This is a genomic window from Mucilaginibacter phyllosphaerae (assembly GCF_004378255.1).
GTDB lineage: Bacteria > Bacteroidota > Bacteroidia > Sphingobacteriales > Sphingobacteriaceae > Mucilaginibacter > Mucilaginibacter phyllosphaerae.
In genome coordinates this window covers 269,455-287,954 of record NZ_SNQG01000004.1, presented here as the reverse complement: position 1 = coordinate 287,954, position 18,500 = coordinate 269,455, and the positions used below count along the sequence as shown (strand labels likewise).

The window sequence follows — 18,500 nt, the reverse complement described above, 5'->3', positions numbered from 1 at the left end:
TTAAAAGGACCGGTATAAATGCCGGCCCTCTTAATTTATTACAACATGAATTAAGCTTTTTATTTAGCCGTTTACTACCTCGCCGCCATTAATATGTATTACCTGACCGGTAATGAAAGAGGCATCGTCTGACGCCAGGAAAACATAAGCAGGCCCAATTTCTGATGGCTGGCCGGCGCGCTTCATAGCTGTTTCGCTGCCAAATTCTTTTATTTTTTCTTCGTCAAATGTAGATACAATAAGCGGTGTCCACACAGGGCCGGGTGCTACAGCATTCACCCTGATATTCTTTTTAACCAGATTGGTAGCCAACGAACGTGTAAAGGTTGTTATGGCACCTTTGGTAGATGAATAATCTATCAGGTTGGGCGACGAGCGGTAAGCCGTTACCGATGTGGTGTTAATGATGCTGTCACCCGCTTTTAAATGATCTGCTGCGGCCGTTGCAAAATGGAAGTAAGCGAAGATGTTGGTTTTAAAGGTATCTTCCAGTTGCTGTTCTGTAATATCTTTAAACTCCTTTTGCGGCACCTGCATGCCGGCATTATTAACCAATATGTTTAGTTTGCCAAACTTGCTTACGGTTTGTTCCACAGCTTCACGGCAAAACTCGCAGTTTTTAACATCCCCTTTAATCAGCAAGCATTGTTTACCATATTTTTCTATCAATCCTTTTGTTTCTTCGGCATCACCATCTTCTTCCAAATAAACTATGGCCACATCTGCGCCTTCGGCTGCATAATGTACGGCAACCGAGCGGCCTATACCACTATCGCCACCGGTTATCAAAGCAACCTTTCCTGCTAATTTACCCGCTGCTTTATAAGCTGTTTTAATAAACTCCGGCTTTGGCAGCATTTCAGATTCTACACCCGGCTGGTGATCTTGCTTATCGGGAGTTTGTTGTTCTGCACTCATATTATATTCCTTTGCCATGCAGGCGGTCAGATCCTCTATTTTTATTTATATATGTACAACACGGCCCATCTGATTATAGTTTTAAGAAATAAATTAATTTCTTGATTAGCTAAATTACACTTGTGGGAGTTTCTTAAATATGGATAATTAGAGGAAATGTTTAAAGATTTTATACCTTCATCTATAAATACATTATAACTACATGAAGCTACATACTATTGATACCGGCTTTTTTAAACTGGACGGCGGTGCAATGTTTGGCGTTGTACCAAAAGCCATCTGGAACAAAACAAACCCGGCTGATGATAAAAACCTTTGTACATGGGCGATGCGCTGCCTGCTTATTGAGGATGGCAAGCGTTTAATATTAATAGACACCGGCATAGGCAATAAACAGGATGAGAAATTTTTTAGCCATTATTATTTGCATGGCAATGCTACCATGGATAGTTCATTAGCTGCCAAAGGTTTCCACAGGGATGATATTACTGATGTATTTTTAACGCATTTGCATTTTGACCATGTTGGGGGCGCAGTGATCAGAGATGGCGAAAAGTTATTGCCTGCTTTTAAAAATGCCACCTACTGGAGCAACCGGCAACATTGGGAATGGGCAGTTAACCCGAATGACCGCGAGAAGGCCTCTTTCTTAAAAGATAACATTTTGCCAATACAGCAAAGCGGCCGGTTAAAGTTTGTATCAGCTCAGGACGGCGTGAGTTTTACCGATGATATAAAAATTAAGTTTGCATACGGCCATACCGATGCCATGATGCTGCCGTTGATCAATTACAAAGGGAAGCAAGTGTTGTATATGGCAGATCTGTTACCTTCTGCGGGCCACGTGCCCCTACCTTATGTAATGGCTTATGACATGTTCCCGATGAAAACTTTAGATGAAAGAAAAATTTACTGGAACGAGGCTGTTGAGCAGCAATACATTCTTTATATGGAACATGACCCGGTTAACGAATGCTGCACTTTACAGCAAACCGAAAAAGGTATCCGGATAAAAGACTTGTTTAAGTTAGAAGAGATGTGATTTGTTATCATCAAAAAAGGGTTGTTTTTGGGATTGCCAGCAACAAAAATTATTCCAAAATAAGCTGTTTAAAACTTTCTCACATAATCGTAAAATACTGGCTTACTTCTGTATAAAAGTATTATTTTTAGAAACAAATTTATACCTTTGCACGTTCAATTCTAAATATAAGAATAGAGGTTAATTAAATAAATGAGACAACTTAAGATAACTCAATCCATTACCAACCGTGAGTCGCAATCACTCGACAAATACCTGCACGAAATTGGTAAAGTTGACCTAATAACTGCCGAAGAAGAAGTAATCTTAGCACAGAAAATTAGAGAAGGCGACCAGGCTGCGTTAGAACGTTTAACCAAAACAAATTTACGTTTTGTGGTATCGGTAGCCAAACAATATCAAAACCAGGGCCTTACCCTTGGCGACCTAATAAACGAAGGCAACTTAGGTTTAATTAAAGCAGCCAAACGCTTTGACGAAACTAAAGGTTTTAAATTCATATCATACGCTGTTTGGTGGATCCGCCAGTCTATACTACAGGCTATTGCCGAGCAAAGCCGTATTGTGCGCCTGCCGTTAAACCAAGTAGGGTCGTTAAGCAAAATAAGCAAGGCTTTTTCAAAGCTTGAGCAGGAATACGAACGTGAGCCTTCCCCTGAAGAACTTGCCGATATTTTAGAAACCACTGTAGACAAAATATCTGATACCCTGAGCAACAGCGGCCGCCATGTATCTATGGATGCACCGTTTGTACAGGGCGAAGAAAATACATTGCTTGACGTACTGGAAAACCAGGAGCCGAATACAGATTCTATCCTGATCAACGAATCGTTATCTGAAGAGATCAAACGCTCGTTATCTACTCTTACCGAACGCGAACGGGAAATAATTGTACTGTTTTTTGGTTTAGGCACCAATCATCCGTTATCACTGGAAGAAATTGGAGAAAAATTCAATTTAACACGCGAACGTGTAAGGCAGATAAAAGATAAAGCACTGCAAAGGCTTCGCCATACCTCGCGCAGTAAGATCCTGAAATCATACTTAGGATAATAAACTAAAGGTTAATATCAAGCCTCCGTTTTTTAAACAAGCGGGGGCTTTTTTATGTTATATCTATATGGATCCACACGGCTACGAACACCTTACCCCTGCCGAAGCTATTGCTTATCAAAACCAACTGCGCCAAAAAATAAATATTTGCGAACTTACCACGCCTATAAAAACAATTGCAGGAGCGGATATTTCCTTTGATAAAAATTCGGATATTTTGTATGCGGGCATCGTGGTTTTCAGGTACCCCGATATGCAGGTTATTACTACTGCTACCGCCATATCGCATACTTCGTTCCCTTACATATCGGGCTTGCTGGCCTTTAGGGAAGTACCTGCCCTGTTCAACGCCTGGAATAATCTGTACTCGAAACCCGATATATTAGTGCTTGATGGCCAGGGAATAGCCCACGAACGCCGTATGGGCATTGCTACACACTTTGGCTTGCTTACGGGTGTACCAACCATAGGCAGCGCAAAAAGCAGGCTATATGGCAAATACATTGAACCTGCCGATAAACTTTTTGCTGAAAGCCCGATGTATGACAACAATGAATTGGTAGGTATCGCCCTGCGCAGCAAACCACGCTGCAAACCTATTTATATTTCTCCCGGGCACAATATCAATATGCAGCAAAGCGTTGATGTGATAAAAAATTGCATTCGCGGCTACCGCATACCTGAACCCACAAGGCAGGCGCACCTCTTAGTAAACAAAATAAGGATAGAGAACGGGGATAACAGAACTAAGCAGATGGGGTTGTTTGATTAATGCGCTTAAACCATACATGGCTAATATCCGCACCTTAACCTGGTATTTTTACAAACCTATTTATATCATCAACCTAATATTTACCCTGATATGCCTTTTAGATATATTTAAGATTGGCTTTTGGTTTATAGGGTACACCATATTTATTAAGGCCATTGGTTATATGGCAACCATAGCTTACAAAAATTACTTTGCCAATAAAACTTATATGTATTTCCGTAATGCAGGCTACAGCATTACCCGGATGTATGTTTATGCATTTGCATTTGATTTTTTTAGCTATTTAACTGCCACTATCCTGCTTATTTTAACGCTACATGGATTTGCTCACATTAAAAGCTGATAGCATTCAACTGGAGTTTGGCGGGCGAAAGATTTTACAAGATGTTCACCTTAGCTGCAAACAAGGCGAGGTTATTGGCCTGCTTGGCCGCAATGGTTGTGGTAAATCCTCACTGTTAAAAATCCTCTTCGGGATACTAAAAGCAGGTTACAAGCATGTAAGTATCAATGGTCAATTTATTTATAAAGGCTACCGGGATAACCCAATGGCGTATTTACCACAGCACAATTACTTACCGGATAATATTGTAATTAAAAAGCTTGCCCGGCAAATTGTTGATCCTGCATCATGGAATGAATTTACAGAACTACCCGCTTATCAGCGTAGTTATGATAAATTTGTTAATGAATTATCGGGTGGTGAACTACGGCAGTTAGAAACGATGATGATCATCCATAGCAAAGCAGATTTTATATTGCTTGATGAACCCTTTACACATATTTCGCCTATCCAGGCTGATGAGTTTAAGTCTGTTATCCGTGCCTGTGCCAAGCGTAAAGGTATTATCATAACCGACCATCAGTATTACAATATATTAGAAGTTAGCGATAAGGTGATTTTATTGAATAACGGCTGTACAAAACACATCACCAATAATGATAAATTAATTACTTACGGTTATCTTAGCGGTAGGTAAATAACAAATATCATGACTCTCCCTATTTACCAGGCAGATGCTTTACCGACAAACTTTTGGTGATAATTCTGCTGCTATTTGCCAGCTTACAATATAGCTGCCAGATGCAGTAATGCAAAAAATGGCCATAGAGAACAACCTGGCAGAGACCGCATTTTTGTAAAGCATAATGATGGTTATCTGCCACGCTGATTTACACCCGATTGAAGATAGATCTTCCTGGCCATGCCACGCTGGCACCGGCAGAAGTATAGCCAAACGTGCGCTTTGCGGTTTCAGCTGAATTCACTATTTTCAAATCTTAATTTTTATACGTACCACGCTACCCATTAATGCAGCTTACCAAATTAGAGATCAAGGGTTTTAAAAGTTTTGGCGATAAGATCACCATTAATTTTAATGAGGGTGTTACCGCTATTGCAGGCCCTAACGGTTGCGGTAAAAGTAACGTGGTAGATGCTATCCGCTGGGTTTTGGGCGAGCAAAGCACCCGTGCACTTCGTTCCGAAAAAATGGATAACATTATTTTTAACGGAACAAAAAGCCGCAAAGCAGCTAACCTTGCCGAGGTATCTTTAACATTTGACAACACCAAAAATATACTCCCTACAGATTTTTCGCAGGTTACGCTCACACGCAGGCTTTACCGTACCGGCGAAAGCGAGTACCGCTTAAACGATGTACAGTGCCGCTTAAAGGATATTACCGATCTTTTACTTGATACCGGTATAGGAGCCGATTCGTACGCTATCATCGAATTAAAGATGATAGACGAGATCATTAACAACAAAGAGGGATCGCGACGTAATTTATTTGAAGAAGCATCAGGTATATCCAAGTATAAACTTCGCAAAAAACAAACTTTTAGCAAATTAAAAGATACAGAAGCCGACCTGGAACGTGTGGAAGACCTGCTTTTTGAAATTGAGAAAAATTTAAAAACGCTGGAAAACCAGGCCAAAAAAACCGAGCGTTATTACAAACTGCGGGATCAGTATAAAACTTTAAGTATTTCCCTGGCATCTTACCGTATCGCAAATTTTAGTAAATCGCTTGCCGAAATTGAAGAAAAAGAACAGGTTCACCGGGAACAAAAATCCGGCATAGCTGCACAGATAGATAAACAGGAAGCGGCCTTGCAGCAAAACAAACTGGATAGCCTGACCAAAGAAAAAAATCTGGCGGCGCAGCAAAAAGCCAGTAACGAATTTACGGCAAAGATACGTGCTTATGAAAGCGAAAAGCGTGTAAAGAACGAACAGCTAAAAAATCAGCAGGATAAAGAAACGCGTTTAAAAGATGAACTGGAACGCGACAATAACCAGTTTAAACACGTTCAGTACAACATAAAGCGCCTTAACGAGGAAAAGTTACAGGAAGACGAAAACCTGCAAACCATTACCCAACGTGTAGCAGAATTAAAAGAAGCAGTTGATGAGCTGCGTACCCAACAGGCAGAGGCACGTAATGAGTTAAACGAACTAAACAGCATAAATGGCCGCCTGCAAAACCAGGTTTACAAAGCCGAAAAGGATATTGATATCCTGAACATTCAACAACAGGCGCTTGAGCAGGAAAGCCAGCGCAACATGGAGGATACAACCAACAAAGAGGCCGAACTATCGCACTTTAATACGGTGGTAGCCGAATTGGAAACGCGTGCTGAAGCAGTTAAAAGTGAATATGAACTGGCAGTGGAAACCGAAAACAAACTGCAGGAACAAATAACACAAACAGAAAACGAACTAAAAGCAGTTAATGACAGTATATCTGCAGATGGCCGTAAGCTGGACGCTAAACAAAATGAATACAGCCTTACCAAAAGTTTGGTCGACAACCTGGAAGGATTCCCGGAAAGTATCCGCTTCCTGAAAAAGAATACTGGCTGGGCTAAAACAGTCACCCTGTTTAGCGATATCTTATTTTGTAAGGAAGAATACCGCGTAGCTATTGAAAACTATCTGGAGCCGCTAATGAACCACTACGTGGTAAATAATTACGGCGAGGCGATTGCCGCTATTAACTTGTTAAGTAACTCGGCTAAAGGAAGGGCGCATTTTTTTATACTAGATAACTATAAAGAAGAAGCCCCACCCAAACCCTCCCCGAAAGGGTGGGCTTTAGAAGAAATAGTCTCCCCTATCGGGGGAGATTTAGAGGGGGCACTCCCTGCCCTATCTGTGGTAGAAGTAGAAGAGCGGTATAAACCTTTATGCAACCACTTGCTAAAAAATGTTTACCTGGTAAATGACAGTAGCGAACAAAACGTTAATACCTTGCAATTACCGGATGGCGTAGTGCTGATAGGTAAAAGCGGCAAATTCAACAAATCGCGCCATACGATGGCCGGCGGATCAGTAGGCCTGTTTGAGGGCAAGCGTATAGGGCGTGCCAAAAATCTGGATAACCTGTTAAAAGAAATTAAACAGGCAGAAGCCCGCATCCAGGCCCATAAAAATAAAAGCGAGGAACTGCAAACACGTTTAGTTACTTTAAAAGCATCCGGCAATGCTAACGATGTAAGGCAAAAGCAGCAACAACTTAACCAACTGAATACCGAACTGATCACTGTTAAAACCAAGCAGGAACAATACCAGGCGTTTATAGAGAACAGCCTTAACCGCAAACAGGATATCGCTAACAAGGTAGCAGGCATAAAAAACGATATACTTGCCCTTGGCCCACAACTAATAGACCTGAAAGAACAAAAGCAAATGCAAAGCGAGCTGATGCTGGATAAGCAACAAGCCTTTAACGAGCTTAACGAAATGGTTATGGTGCAATCTAACACCTATAATCAAGAAAACATTCGCTTTCATCAGCAACAGAACAAGGTATCGGGCTTGCTGAAAGATCTTGATTACCGCGAAACACAGTTAGAGCATTTAGACGTACGCATCAAACAAAACAGCACCGAACTGGAAAAAGCCAGGGCAGCCATCAAAGAAAACCTGCAGCAAACCGGCGATAGCGATGAAAGCCTGCTGGAGATGTATGAGCAAAAGGAAGCCCTTGAAAAAGGCACCGCAGAAGCAGAGCAGGAATATTATGCATGGCGCGCTACTATTACCGAAAGTGAGAACGAAATATCTAAACTACGCCAAAAGAAAGACCAGGCCGAAGCTTTAGAGAATGAACTGAAGGATGAGCGTAACAATCTTAAAATTGAATTAAATGCCTTGCGCGAGCGCCTATCGGTAGAGTTTAATGTAGATATTAATGATTTGCTGGAGGCAGAACCCAACGCGGCTGATAACGAAGAAGACATACGCGAACGCACCGAAAAAATGAAACGCCAACTGGACGATTTTGGCGCCATAAACCCAATGGCCGTTGAAGCATATAATGAAATGAGCGAGCGCCATGCCTTTATCCAGGGGCAAAAGAAGGATCTGGCAGAAGCAAAAGCATCTTTACTGGCAACCATACAGGAGATAGATGATACGGCCAAAGAAAAATTCATGTCGGCATTTACTTTGGTACGCGAGAATTTCATCAAGGTATTCCGGTCGTTATTTAATGAGGAAGACTCTTGCGACCTGATCTTGAGCGAACCGGAACGCCCGCTGGACTCTGAAATAGATATTATTGCAAGGCCAAAGGGTAAAAGGCCCTTATCTATCAACCAGTTATCGGGCGGCGAAAAAACATTAACAGCTACGGCCATACTGTTTTCGCTTTACCTGCTTAAACCTGCCCCCTTCTGTATTTTTGATGAGGTTGATGCCCCGCTGGATGATACCAATATTGATAAATTTAATAACATCATTCGTAAATTCTCTAAAGAATCACAATTCATCATCATATCACACAACAAGCGCACCATAGCCTGTACAGATATCGTTTACGGCGTTACCATGGTAGAGCAAGGGATATCAAGGGTAGTACCGGTAGACCTTAGAGAACTGGCAGATTAATTTTTGATTTAAACAGGCAGTGCCGTAAGTTTTCTAACTCACGGCACTGCCTGTTATACTATAAATCTACTTATTTTTTAGATTTTAAGTGATTGTATATCATTCCTTTAAACTGCTTACCATCCATTTCTACTGCTGCGTTGTTTGCCTCATCTAATGATAATGTTTTGGCATTTGATAAACTTTGCACCCTTTTACCCGAAACAGAGAACGCACCGGTTTTTACATAGTTGATAGCGTATGCAAATAAGGCTTCTGTTGGGTCGCCAAAATCCTTGGTTACGTCGTCATAATCCTGCTTGCCCGCGTATTTCGGTGAGCCGGGTGTCATACCGGCATAATAGCCGCCGTTACCTGCCGAATTTTTAGTTTCAAACTGCGGTACATACAATTGATATTTATTAATATCAATAGCAAAAAAACCAACGGGTTTACCATAGCTTGTGCCACCTATCAGTTTAACATCCATTTTAGGTAACAGGTTATTGATAGTAAGCTCGCTTGCAGATGCGGTTGAACGGGTTACAATAAAAAATACTCTGCTAATATTAAGATTCCCCGCTTTGCTAAAATTCGAAAAATTAAGCGCGTTGGTGGGCGAAAATTCTCCCGGTGATATATTGTAAATTTTACTTAAAAGGGGATGAATATCATTCTGCAGATCCTGGTTATAGTAAGTTGTGTACATTAAAGACCCGTTGGCAGATTTCGGCGCGATCAGGTCACTCAGGTATTCTGCAGTTGCTACATATCCGCCGCCATTGTAACGAAGGTCAACCACCAAATCGGTTACACCCTGCGTTGCAAAATCATCAAAAGCAGCATCCAGCTTAGGTTTTGCATTTTCCGGAGATGTAAAGCTGTTAAAAACAATATAGCCTACTTTTTTACCGCCGCCTGCGTCTACCACATTCGTAGCTAATACCGGGTTTACCGTGTAGGTACCGGTAGCCATGGTAACGTCAAAAGAAGTAAGATCGGGCTTTTGCAGTGTCATGGTAATATTTGAACTGTTTGCATACGCATTCACTAAAAAATTAACGTTGTTACCTGTTGAATTTCCGTCGTATGTTAAACCAGATCCTGTGCGCCCGTTAATTGCGGTTATTCTATAGCCTCTTTTTATGCCTTTAACATCAGCAGGCGAGCCGGGATAAACATATTTAACCCTTAAGTCATCATCGGTATAACCGTAGGCGGGGGCAAAACCAAAATCGCCCTTTACGCCATTTAATTCTCCGGATACGGTGCCATCATCAATAAACGAATATTTGGCATAGCCCGGTGCATTTTCGTAATACTCATATGCCTTACCTGTTTCGGGATTGATGGCATATTGCGACAAAGCATCTACCTCTGTAGATAAAGCATCCAGATCATTACTCCCGCTAAAAGACCGTGGCTTAAATGTTGCATAAGTGGGCAGGTCCTTATTCCAGTAATAGGTTTCTTTAGCGTATAAATATACCGAATCACGGATCAGATCAAGCACCGAGCCTGTTTTTGTAGGCTCAGTAGGCTCCGCGGTAACCTTTTTATCTTTTTTGCAAGAGGTGATCGCTACTGCACTAAACAATAGAAACAGGTAAATATTTTTTTTCATAATTATATTAATGATATTGGAGTTAACGGTATTGCTATGTATATATTACACTAATTAAGTGATATTATTTCCTTAACGCTAATATGGTCAATTCCACATGTTTCTGCGCATATCAGGTCGGTTTCAGCCCCCGCTATCATCATCAGGTCGCGGCGTTCCAGATCATGCTCCTTCATCAGCAGGTATAGTGCATCGGGTTCGGGCTTAGGCAGCGTTTCTTCGGTAAAATAACAAGTGAGATATGGTTGTAAACCATGCCACTCCACCTGCCTCAATTTATTAAGTTGCAACTGCGGGTTACCATTTGTAACAATAAAAAGCTTCTTACGGTCGGTAACCACTTCCTGCATAAAGTTAAGCATATTTTGATACAGCAGCAACTTTAGCGGCAGGCGCGCTGTTAAAAGCATTATTTCCAGCTTATCACGGTACTTTTCATCTATTTTAAGCTTTGCCACAAGTTCATTATACACTTCGGCGTTCCCTTTAGTGTTATACGTATTAATCATCAGCTCGGTTGTTTGCGCGGCGCTGTTTAATTCGGTATATTCTAATAAATTAGCAAAAAGGTAATACACCTGGTAGTAATAATCTTTTGCAGGGTACAATACATCGTCCAGTTCAAAAATAAAGGCTTTTTTGCGTGGGTCAATATCGCTATACGTTATCGCTGCCATTTACAATCCTGATATTATATTCATTAAACAAGGTTTCTGATAATAAAAGCACATCTGCCTCCTGCCGGTTAAGCAGATACACAGCATCAAAATTATTATCCAAACAAAGGGTTAGCATTTCGTGTGTATAGGTATCGCTTGCTGGGCTGGGTAGCTTGATTATGCCCATAAACGATGGGAAATCGCTAAAGTCGCCCAAAACAACACTATTATTATCGGCAATACTGGCTTTAAGTTTATGTGCCTGTGCGGTGGTGGCAGCGGTGATCAGTATATTCACTTATAAATTGTTTACGATCAGGCCGTCTTTCATCAATATCGTGCGGTCGCTCATGTCAGACAGGTCCTGGTTATGGGTTACAATTACAAAGGTTTGGTTAAAATCATTACGCAGTTTAACAAACAATTCGTGCAGTTCAAGCGCATTTTTCGAGTCGAGGTTACCTGACGGCTCATCGGCAAAAATCAATGCCGGGTTGTTGATCAGCGCCCTTGCCACAGCCACACGCTGCTGCTCGCCGCCAGATAGTTCGGCAGGTTTATGACTGATCCTGTCGCCCAGGCCAAGCATTTCTAACAAACCGGTTGCTTTCTTTTCGGCTTCAGCACGTGAAATGCCTGCAATAAACGCCGGTATGCACACGTTTTCCAGCGCGTTAAACTCTACCAGCAAATGATGAAACTGGAATATAAAGCCAATTTTTTGATTGCGAAAAGCACTAAGGTTTTTATTATTTAATTTACTTACTTCAACATCATCAATAAATAGCTGGCCGCTATCAGCGTTATCTAACGTGCCCAATATGTTTAACAGAGAACTTTTACCCGCCCCTGAAGCGCCTACAATCGTCACTATTTCGCCCTTTTTAACTTCCAGATTAACCCCTTTTAATATTTGAAGCTTACCGTATGATTTATGGATAGACTGCGCTTTAAGCATGCGCAAAGTTAATGAATAGTGCGTAGTTAATTTATGATTAACTGCCAAAAAATAGTTGTGCCTTACACTGATCATACAAATATGATAAATCTGTACGCTATACCTGTAATCTCTAAAAACAAAATAGTAGCTTTACCGCAAATTCTTCAACAAAATATGAACATTCACGAATATCAGGGCAAAGCGATACTAAAAAGCTTTGGCGTACGAGTACAGGAAGGCATAGTTGCAGATACACCTGAAGAGGCTGTTGCTGCTGCTCAGAAAATGAAGGAAGACTTTGGGTCGGACTGGACAGTTATAAAAGCACAGATACACGCGGGTGGCCGCGGTAAAGGCGGCGGTGTAAAACTGGCTAAAAATGCCGAGCAGGTTAAAGAGATTGCAGGCAAGATCATCGGCATGCAATTGGTAACGCCGCAAACCGGCCCCGAAGGTAAATTGGTAAAAAAGGTTTTAGTTGCGCAGGACGTTTACTACCCCGGCGAAAGCGAAACCAAAGAGTTTTATATAAGCGTATTGCTTGACCGTGCCAAAGGCCGCAACATCATCATGTACTCTACCGAAGGTGGTATGGACATTGAAGAAGTAGCGCACTCTACACCAGAGCTGATACACAAAGAAGAGATTGACCCTAAGGTTGGTTTGCAGGGTTTCCAGGCGCGTAAAATTGCGTTTAACCTGGGCCTGTCGGGCGATGCCTTTAAGGATATGGTAAAATTCATTACCGCTTTATACAAAGCTTACGATGCTACCGATTCTTCGCAATTTGAAATTAACCCGGTACTAAAAACATCTGATAACAAAATTTTAGCTGTTGATGCTAAAGTTAACATTGATGATAACGCATTATACCGCCACCCGGATTATGCTGCACTGCGCGATACCGACGAAGAAGACCCAACCGAGGTTGAAGCCAGCAAAAGCAATCTTAACTATGTTAAGCTTGACGGTAACGTAGGCTGTATGGTTAACGGTGCCGGTTTAGCTATGGCTACCATGGATATTATTAAAATTGCCGGCGGCGAGCCTGCCAACTTCCTGGATGTTGGCGGTACTGCCAATGCAGAAACCGTTAAGGCCGGTTTTAACATCATCCTTTCAGACCCTAACGTTAAGGCTATCCTGATCAATATTTTTGGTGGTATTGTACGTTGCGACCGTGTTGCACAGGGTGTGATAGACGCTTATCACGAAATTGGCAACATCCCGGTGCCTATCATCGTACGTTTACAAGGCACTAACGCTGCCGAAGCTAAAGAACTGATCGATAACTCCGGCTTAAAAGTATTTTCTGCCATCTTATTAAAAGAAGCTGCAGACAGGGTTAAAGAAGTTTTAGCATTGTAATCAGAGAATAGTGATTGGTTAATTAGAGATTAGTTAATCCTCATAATACAAAGGGAGCCCATAAGGTTCCCTTTGTTGTTTACAAACGATAATATAAACTTAATGAACAATGCCCCCATTTATTTGGTTATGTTTTTTAATGTCTGTTAATTGTAATAGTTGATAAATTTAATACATGTTTAAACATGTATTATTATCTTTGTTATATAATTAATCAGAAACAAAACTTAAAACATAAATATCATGGCAACAACTAAATGGGTATTAGACCCCATGCACTCAGAAGTACAATTTAAAGTAAAACACCTGGTGATCTCTACCGTAACCGGTTCTTTCAAAACATTTGAGGGTACATTAGAGACCGAAAGCGAAGATTTTAGCGACGCTAAAGTTGAGTTTTCATTAGATGTGGATAGCATTGATACAACACAAACACAACGTGATGAACATTTAAAAAGCGCTGAATTTTTTGACGCTGCCACGCACCCTAAGATCAGCTTTAAATCAACATCGTTTGTTAAAGATGGCGACGATTTTAAATTAAAGGGCGACTTGACTATAAAAGATGTAACCAAGCCGGTAACATTTGATGTAGAGCATGGTGGTATAGCAGGCGATTTTTACGGCAACACCAAAGCAGGTTTTGAAGTTACCGGTAAAATAAACCGCAAAGAATTTGGTTTAACCTGGGATGGTGTAACCGAAGCAGGATCTATTGTAGTTGGCGAAGACATTAAGCTGATTGCCAATGTGCAATTTGCTAAACAAGCATAAGTAGTTAATCAGTAATTGGTTGATTAGAGATTAATCGCTGAAGGAGAATAAAAATGGAAAGCTGCCCGGTAAATCGGGTGGCTTTCTTTTTTAAAACTATTTAGCTGCTATATTTGCTTTTATAATTATGCTGATCAAGATCTACCCCGAAAATCCTAACCAAAAAAACATTGAGCAGGTGGCCGATGTGTTGCGAAAAGGCAGCATCATCATCTACCCCACCGATACCGTGTATGGGCTGGGCTGCGATATCACCAACCAAAAGGCTATAGAGCGCATCTGCAAGATCAGGAATATTAAACCGGAAAAGGCTAATTTCTCTTTTGTATGTTACGATCTTAGCCATATATCAGATTATATCAAACCCATTGATAATGCTACCTTCCGGGTGTTAAAAAAGGCCCTGCCGGGCCCGTTCACCTTTATATTTAACGCCAGCCATGCGGTGCCCAAGCTATTAAGCAGCAACAAAAAAACAGTTGGGATCCGTGTGCCGGATAATAACATTGCGCGCGATATTGTGAAGGTTTTGGGCAACCCTATCCTATCCACCTCGATACATGACGAGGATGACATCATCGAATATTCTACAGACCCTGAACTGATCCACGAAAAATATGAAAATCTGGTAGACCTGGTGATAGACGGCGGTTACGGTGAAAACATCCCCTCAACCGTTGTAGATTGTACCAACGGCGATTTTGAGATCATTCGTGAGGGTAAAGGCCAGTTAGAAGAATATTTATAATTTTATCTTTACGCTACTTACCCGCTCCACCATTGATCAGACAACTAAAACAGTTTAACGAATTTATCCGCTCTTATGCAACAGGTGGCAGTATCCTGGTGATATGCATAATTATAGCCTTACTTATTGCTAACACCGGTTTAAATTTACCTTTTAACAATTTATTGCAGGCGCATTTAGGCCCCTATCCTACTATTGGGTGGATTAATGACGGCCTGATGGCTATATTTTTTTTGCTGGTTGGTTTAGAGATCAAAGACGAGGCGCTTAACGGCGAACTATCCAATCTGCGATCTGCCACCTTGCCTGTTTTTGCGGCAGTTGGCGGCATGCTGGTGCCGGCCTTGCTCTATTACCTGGTAAACCATAACACAGCAACCGCCCAGGGCTGGGGAATACCCATGGCTACGGATATTGCCTTTGTAGTAGCTATCATCAATGTTATCAAATCAAAAGTACCGCTATCCTTGCAGGTATTTATAAAAGCCCTGGCTATAGTAGATGACTTGGGCGCTATACTGGTAATAGCCCTGTTTTATTCGGCAGGTATCAATTTAACCTATCTGGCTTTGGCTGCCGGCACCTTTGGCTTGCAGCTACTGTTTAACAAGCTTAACATACGCCATATTTGGGTTTATTTGGTTACAGGCGTATTTTTATGGTATTTTATCCATCACACCGGCATCCATGCCACGGTGGCGGGTGTTTTAACCGCTATGGCCATCCCTTATAAAACAAAGGATAACTACAGCCCGTTAAAAAAACTCATTCATCTTTTAGAAAACCCCGTTAACTTTTTAATTATCCCGGTTTTTGCACTGGCCAATGCCAATATCAATATTGCAGAAGGTTTAAAGGGCGGCAATGCCATCAACCCCCTATCGGCCGGCATTTTGCTTGGTTTAATATTAGGCAAGCCTATCGGCATTACCGTATTTAGCTGGCTGGCTGTAAAACTGCGGCTTTCGCAGTTGGCACACAAGGTAAAATGGGTACAGGTTTGGGGGATCGGGCAATTAGCAGGGATAGGTTTTACCATGTCTATCTTCATCACCCTGCTATCCTTTAACAATGCGGCTATTCAAAACGAAGCAAAGCTTACTATCCTGGTAGCCTCCTCTTTAACAGCATTTATGGGCTACATGCTCTTAAAATCAGTAAAAAATAAGTAAGGGTTAAGCCTTAATGTTACCGATAAATGCCGGGATCTTTTCCATATAATCCGCCTGGCCCAATAGCTTAACAAACGCACTGCCTACAATGGCGCCATTGGCATATTGGCAGGCTTTACTAAACGATGTGTGATCAGAGATACCAAAACCTATAATGGTTGGGTTTTTCAGTTCCATCGCCTTAATACGGTTGTAGTAGCCCTCAATACTATCGGTAAGCTGCAGGCTGCCCCCGGTTATGGATGATGATGAAAGCAGGTAAATAAAGCTGTTGCTCAATTCATCTATCTTGCGGATACGCTCTGCTGATGTTTGCGGGGTTACCAAAAATATATTGCTTAAGCCATTATCTGTAAAATAATTGCTGTAAAGCATTTCGTACTCATACATGGGCAGGTCTGGCACAATAACGCCATCTACACCAACAGCTGCTGCCGCCTTGCAAAAACGCTCGACGCCGTATTGTACAATGGGGTTTACATAGCCCATCAGCAAAATGGGGATACTTACACGGCTGCGCAGATCTTTCAATTGCTCAAACAGCAAATTCAGGTTCATGCCGTTATCCAGCGCTGTTTGTGAACTGTGCTGGATGGTTGGCCCGTCGGCAACAGGGTCTGAATATGGGAAACCGATCTCCAAAAAATCTGCCCCGGCTTTTTCAAGCGCTTCAGCAATATCAACTGTGGTATTTAATTGGGGGTAACCGGCTGTGTAATATATAGAAAGCAGGTTTTTACTTTTTGCTGCAAATAGTTGGTTCAGTCGGTTCATCGGAGCGGTTGTGTTAGCCATGATCAGTTACCCGCAAAAAAAATCCGGCAGGCATCAGCAAAAATATCTTTAATAAATATCTTTTCCGATATAAATAACATATTTTGCTTTACCTGCAATAACACTTGCCTTGTTTGGTATAGCTTAAACTGCTACTTTAGGGCAATCTGTTTTATGGCAGATGCATCATAAACCCGAAGAATTATGTCGCCCGGAATATTACTCTCCTTCATCATCGGTTACTTTTTGGTATTGCTGGTTATATCATACCTCACCTCCAAAAAATCATCAGATAACGATACCTTTTTTGTGGCTAACCGCAATTCTAAATGGTACCTGGTAGCCTTTGGGATGATCGGCACGGCACTTAGCGGGGTTACCTTTATATCCGTACCCGGTAAAGTTGGCGCACCCAGCGGCGATCAGTTTGCTTATTTTCAATTTGTGCTGGGCAACGCCGCTGGTTTCATCATCATAGCCACCGTGCTGCTGCCACTTTACTATCGCTTAAAACTTACCTCTATTTACAGCTATATAGAACAGGCCCTGGGCACCTGGAGCTATAAAACAGCGGCCGGCATCTTTTTGTTAAGCCGCACTATCGGGTCGTCGTTCAGGCTGTATCTGGTGGTCATCGTGTTGCAAAAATTTATTTTCGACAGCTATGGCGTACCTTTTGCCGTAACGGTGCTCATCTGTTTGGTGCTCATCTGGTCGTACACCTTTAAAGGCGGCTTAAAAACCATTATTATTACCGATAGCCTGCAAACCCTGTTCCTGGTATCATCGGTGTTCCTGTCTATCTATTTTATTTGCGACAGCCTGCATTACAACATTTTCCAGGCGGCCGAGGCTATCAAAAATAGCAGCTACTCCAAAATCTTTTTTCTGGATGATTTTGTAAGCAGCCATTTCCACCTGAGCAAGCAATTTTTAGGCGGCATGTTTATTACCATAGGCATGACCGGGCTTGACCAGGACCTGATGCAGAAAAACCTGAGCCTGAAAAACATCAAAGAGGCGCAGAAGAACATGTTCAGCTTCACGGCTGTTTTTGTGGTGATCAACATTTTCTTTTTAAGCGTTGGCGCCTTGCTATATATGTATGCCCAGCGCAATGGCATTACCGTAGCTAAAACCGACTACCTGTACCCTACCATCGCCTTGCAATACCTGGGCATTATACCGGCCATGGTATTTATGCTGGGCCTAACCGCGGCAACATTTGCCACTACAGATTCGGCGCTTACGGCACTTACCACATCCTTTTGTGTAGATTTTTTGAACTTTAACAAACGGGGCGACGTGAACAGTAAAAAAATGGTTAACGTACGGCATTATGTGCACATTGCTTTTTCCGGGTTAATGTTCCTCACTATTATTGCCTTTAACGCCCTTAATAATGATGCGGTGGTTACGGCCATATTCAAAGTAGCCTCTTACACCTACGGCCCCTTATTAGGCCTTTACAGCTTTGGCTTGTTTGTAAGCAAAAGGCAGGTGAACGATAAACTGGTGCCGTTTATTTGCCTGGTATCGCCGGCGGTTTGTTACTTCCTCAGCACAGAGTCAAAAAAACTGCTGGGCGGCTATGTTTTTGATAACGAACTGATCATTGTGAACGGATTAATTACTTTTGCCGGCCTGTGGTTAAGCTCGCACCGAAAACCTGGCGTTACGGTTGCCGTATAGGCTTAACAGCACGCCAAAACCTAAATCAAATATTATTGTAGTATAATTGACTAATTACTTCCGGAATTTCGGCATTTACCATTTCCGG

The 18,500-nt window shown here is 41.8% G+C and carries 17 protein-coding genes; 11 read left to right on the top strand and 6 right to left on the bottom strand.

What is annotated here, in order from left to right; genetic code table 11:
- Positions 1 to 63: 63 nt before the first annotated feature.
- Positions 64 to 936 (bottom strand): SDR family oxidoreductase, encoded by an 873-nt coding sequence (locus E2R65_RS12450; RefSeq protein WP_240043119.1) that lies wholly within the window; start codon positions 934 to 936, stop codon positions 64 to 66.
- Between the two features lie 184 nt (positions 937 to 1,120).
- Between E2R65_RS12450 and E2R65_RS12445 the strand changes: the two genes are divergently transcribed.
- From E2R65_RS12445 to smc, 6 genes are all read left to right on the top strand, one after another.
- Complete coding sequence (locus E2R65_RS12445) at positions 1,121 to 1,960, top strand: MBL fold metallo-hydrolase (protein WP_134336798.1); 840 nt, start codon at positions 1,121 to 1,123, stop codon at positions 1,958 to 1,960.
- A 192-nt stretch (positions 1,961 to 2,152) separates the two neighbouring features.
- Positions 2,153 to 3,013 (top strand): sigma-70 family RNA polymerase sigma factor, encoded by an 861-nt coding sequence (locus E2R65_RS12440; protein WP_090466905.1) that lies wholly within the window; start codon positions 2,153 to 2,155, stop codon positions 3,011 to 3,013.
- A gap of 67 nt (positions 3,014 to 3,080) precedes the next feature.
- Positions 3,081 to 3,785: a deoxyribonuclease V gene (nfi, locus tag E2R65_RS12435; RefSeq protein WP_134336797.1), complete on the top strand. Its 705-nt coding sequence runs from the start codon at positions 3,081 to 3,083 to the stop codon at positions 3,783 to 3,785.
- A gap of 16 nt (positions 3,786 to 3,801) precedes the next feature.
- Positions 3,802 to 4,128: a hypothetical protein gene (locus E2R65_RS12430; protein WP_134336796.1), complete on the top strand. Its 327-nt coding sequence runs from the start codon at positions 3,802 to 3,804 to the stop codon at positions 4,126 to 4,128.
- The gene (locus E2R65_RS12425) at positions 4,103 to 4,765 is read left to right on the top strand and encodes an ATP-binding cassette domain-containing protein (RefSeq protein ID WP_134336795.1); all 663 of its coding nucleotides are present in this window, start codon (positions 4,103 to 4,105) and stop codon (positions 4,763 to 4,765) included. The genes E2R65_RS12430 and E2R65_RS12425 overlap by 26 nt, the downstream gene beginning before the upstream one ends.
- Before the next feature lie 332 nt (positions 4,766 to 5,097).
- Complete coding sequence (gene smc / locus E2R65_RS12415; RefSeq protein ID WP_134336794.1) at positions 5,098 to 8,682, top strand: chromosome segregation protein SMC; 3,585 nt, start codon at positions 5,098 to 5,100, stop codon at positions 8,680 to 8,682.
- 70 nt (positions 8,683 to 8,752) lie between these two features.
- Here the strand turns inward: smc and E2R65_RS12410 are convergent, their stop codons facing one another.
- Genes E2R65_RS12410 through E2R65_RS12395 form a run of 4 tightly spaced genes read right to left on the bottom strand, consistent with a single transcriptional unit; the run spans position 8,753 to position 11,902 of the window.
- The gene (locus E2R65_RS12410; protein ID WP_134336793.1) at positions 8,753 to 10,285 is read right to left on the bottom strand and encodes a S41 family peptidase; all 1,533 of its coding nucleotides are present in this window, start codon (positions 10,283 to 10,285) and stop codon (positions 8,753 to 8,755) included.
- 50 nt (positions 10,286 to 10,335) lie between these two features.
- The gene (locus tag E2R65_RS12405) at positions 10,336 to 10,962 is read right to left on the bottom strand and encodes an HAD family hydrolase (RefSeq protein WP_134336792.1); all 627 of its coding nucleotides are present in this window, start codon (positions 10,960 to 10,962) and stop codon (positions 10,336 to 10,338) included.
- The gene (locus E2R65_RS12400; protein ID WP_134336791.1) at positions 10,943 to 11,242 is read right to left on the bottom strand and encodes a hypothetical protein; all 300 of its coding nucleotides are present in this window, start codon (positions 11,240 to 11,242) and stop codon (positions 10,943 to 10,945) included. Before E2R65_RS12400 ends, E2R65_RS12405 begins: the two co-directional genes overlap by 20 nt.
- Positions 11,243 to 11,902 (bottom strand): ABC transporter ATP-binding protein, encoded by a 660-nt coding sequence (locus E2R65_RS12395; RefSeq protein WP_134336790.1) that lies wholly within the window; start codon positions 11,900 to 11,902, stop codon positions 11,243 to 11,245.
- Positions 11,903 to 12,058: 156 nt separating this feature from the next.
- Here E2R65_RS12395 and sucC point away from each other — a divergent pair, with 156 nt between their 5' ends.
- From sucC to nhaA, 4 genes are all read left to right on the top strand, one after another.
- Complete coding sequence (gene sucC / locus E2R65_RS12390) at positions 12,059 to 13,252, top strand: ADP-forming succinate--CoA ligase subunit beta (protein ID WP_134337005.1); 1,194 nt, start codon at positions 12,059 to 12,061, stop codon at positions 13,250 to 13,252.
- 243 nt (positions 13,253 to 13,495) lie between these two features.
- Positions 13,496 to 14,026, top strand: a complete 531-nt coding sequence (locus tag E2R65_RS12385; RefSeq protein ID WP_134336789.1) for a YceI family protein — start codon at positions 13,496 to 13,498, stop codon at positions 14,024 to 14,026.
- 127 nt (positions 14,027 to 14,153) lie between these two features.
- Positions 14,154 to 14,774: an L-threonylcarbamoyladenylate synthase gene (locus tag E2R65_RS12380; protein ID WP_134336788.1), complete on the top strand. Its 621-nt coding sequence runs from the start codon at positions 14,154 to 14,156 to the stop codon at positions 14,772 to 14,774.
- A 32-nt stretch (positions 14,775 to 14,806) separates the two neighbouring features.
- Complete coding sequence (nhaA, locus tag E2R65_RS12375; protein ID WP_134336787.1) at positions 14,807 to 15,946, top strand: Na+/H+ antiporter NhaA; 1,140 nt, start codon at positions 14,807 to 14,809, stop codon at positions 15,944 to 15,946.
- Between the two features lie 3 nt (positions 15,947 to 15,949).
- Here nhaA and trpA read toward each other — a convergent pair whose 3' ends face one another.
- Positions 15,950 to 16,720 (bottom strand): tryptophan synthase subunit alpha, encoded by a 771-nt coding sequence (gene trpA, locus E2R65_RS12370; RefSeq protein ID WP_134337004.1) that lies wholly within the window; start codon positions 16,718 to 16,720, stop codon positions 15,950 to 15,952.
- Positions 16,721 to 16,924: 204 nt separating this feature from the next.
- On the opposite strand from trpA, the gene E2R65_RS12365 reads away from it, so the two are divergent.
- Complete coding sequence (locus E2R65_RS12365) at positions 16,925 to 18,412, top strand: sodium:solute symporter (protein ID WP_134336786.1); 1,488 nt, start codon at positions 16,925 to 16,927, stop codon at positions 18,410 to 18,412.
- The last annotated feature ends 88 nt before the right edge of the window (positions 18,413 to 18,500 follow it).

Coding starts and splice junctions, on each gene's coding strand:
- E2R65_RS12450 (WP_240043119.1), bottom strand. CDS start 936: ATGGCAAAGGAATATAATATGAGTGCAGAACAACAAACTCCCGATAAG.
- E2R65_RS12445 (WP_134336798.1), top strand. CDS start 1,121: ATGAAGCTACATACTATTGATACCGGCTTTTTTAAACTGGACGGCGGT.
- E2R65_RS12440 (WP_090466905.1), top strand. CDS start 2,153: ATGAGACAACTTAAGATAACTCAATCCATTACCAACCGTGAGTCGCAA.
- nfi (WP_134336797.1), top strand. CDS start 3,081: ATGGATCCACACGGCTACGAACACCTTACCCCTGCCGAAGCTATTGCT.
- E2R65_RS12430 (WP_134336796.1), top strand. CDS start 3,802: ATGGCTAATATCCGCACCTTAACCTGGTATTTTTACAAACCTATTTAT.
- E2R65_RS12425 (WP_134336795.1), top strand. CDS start 4,103: ATGGATTTGCTCACATTAAAAGCTGATAGCATTCAACTGGAGTTTGGC.
- smc (WP_134336794.1), top strand. CDS start 5,098: ATGCAGCTTACCAAATTAGAGATCAAGGGTTTTAAAAGTTTTGGCGAT.
- E2R65_RS12410 (WP_134336793.1), bottom strand. CDS start 10,285: ATGAAAAAAAATATTTACCTGTTTCTATTGTTTAGTGCAGTAGCGATC.
- E2R65_RS12405 (WP_134336792.1), bottom strand. CDS start 10,962: ATGGCAGCGATAACGTATAGCGATATTGACCCACGCAAAAAAGCCTTT.
- E2R65_RS12395 (WP_134336790.1), bottom strand. CDS start 11,902: ATGCTTAAAGCGCAGTCTATCCATAAATCATACGGTAAGCTTCAAATA.
- sucC (WP_134337005.1), top strand. CDS start 12,059: ATGAACATTCACGAATATCAGGGCAAAGCGATACTAAAAAGCTTTGGC.
- E2R65_RS12385 (WP_134336789.1), top strand. CDS start 13,496: ATGGCAACAACTAAATGGGTATTAGACCCCATGCACTCAGAAGTACAA.
- E2R65_RS12380 (WP_134336788.1), top strand. CDS start 14,154: ATGCTGATCAAGATCTACCCCGAAAATCCTAACCAAAAAAACATTGAG.
- trpA (WP_134337004.1), bottom strand. CDS start 16,720: ATGAACCGACTGAACCAACTATTTGCAGCAAAAAGTAAAAACCTGCTT.
- E2R65_RS12365 (WP_134336786.1), top strand. CDS start 16,925: ATGTCGCCCGGAATATTACTCTCCTTCATCATCGGTTACTTTTTGGTA.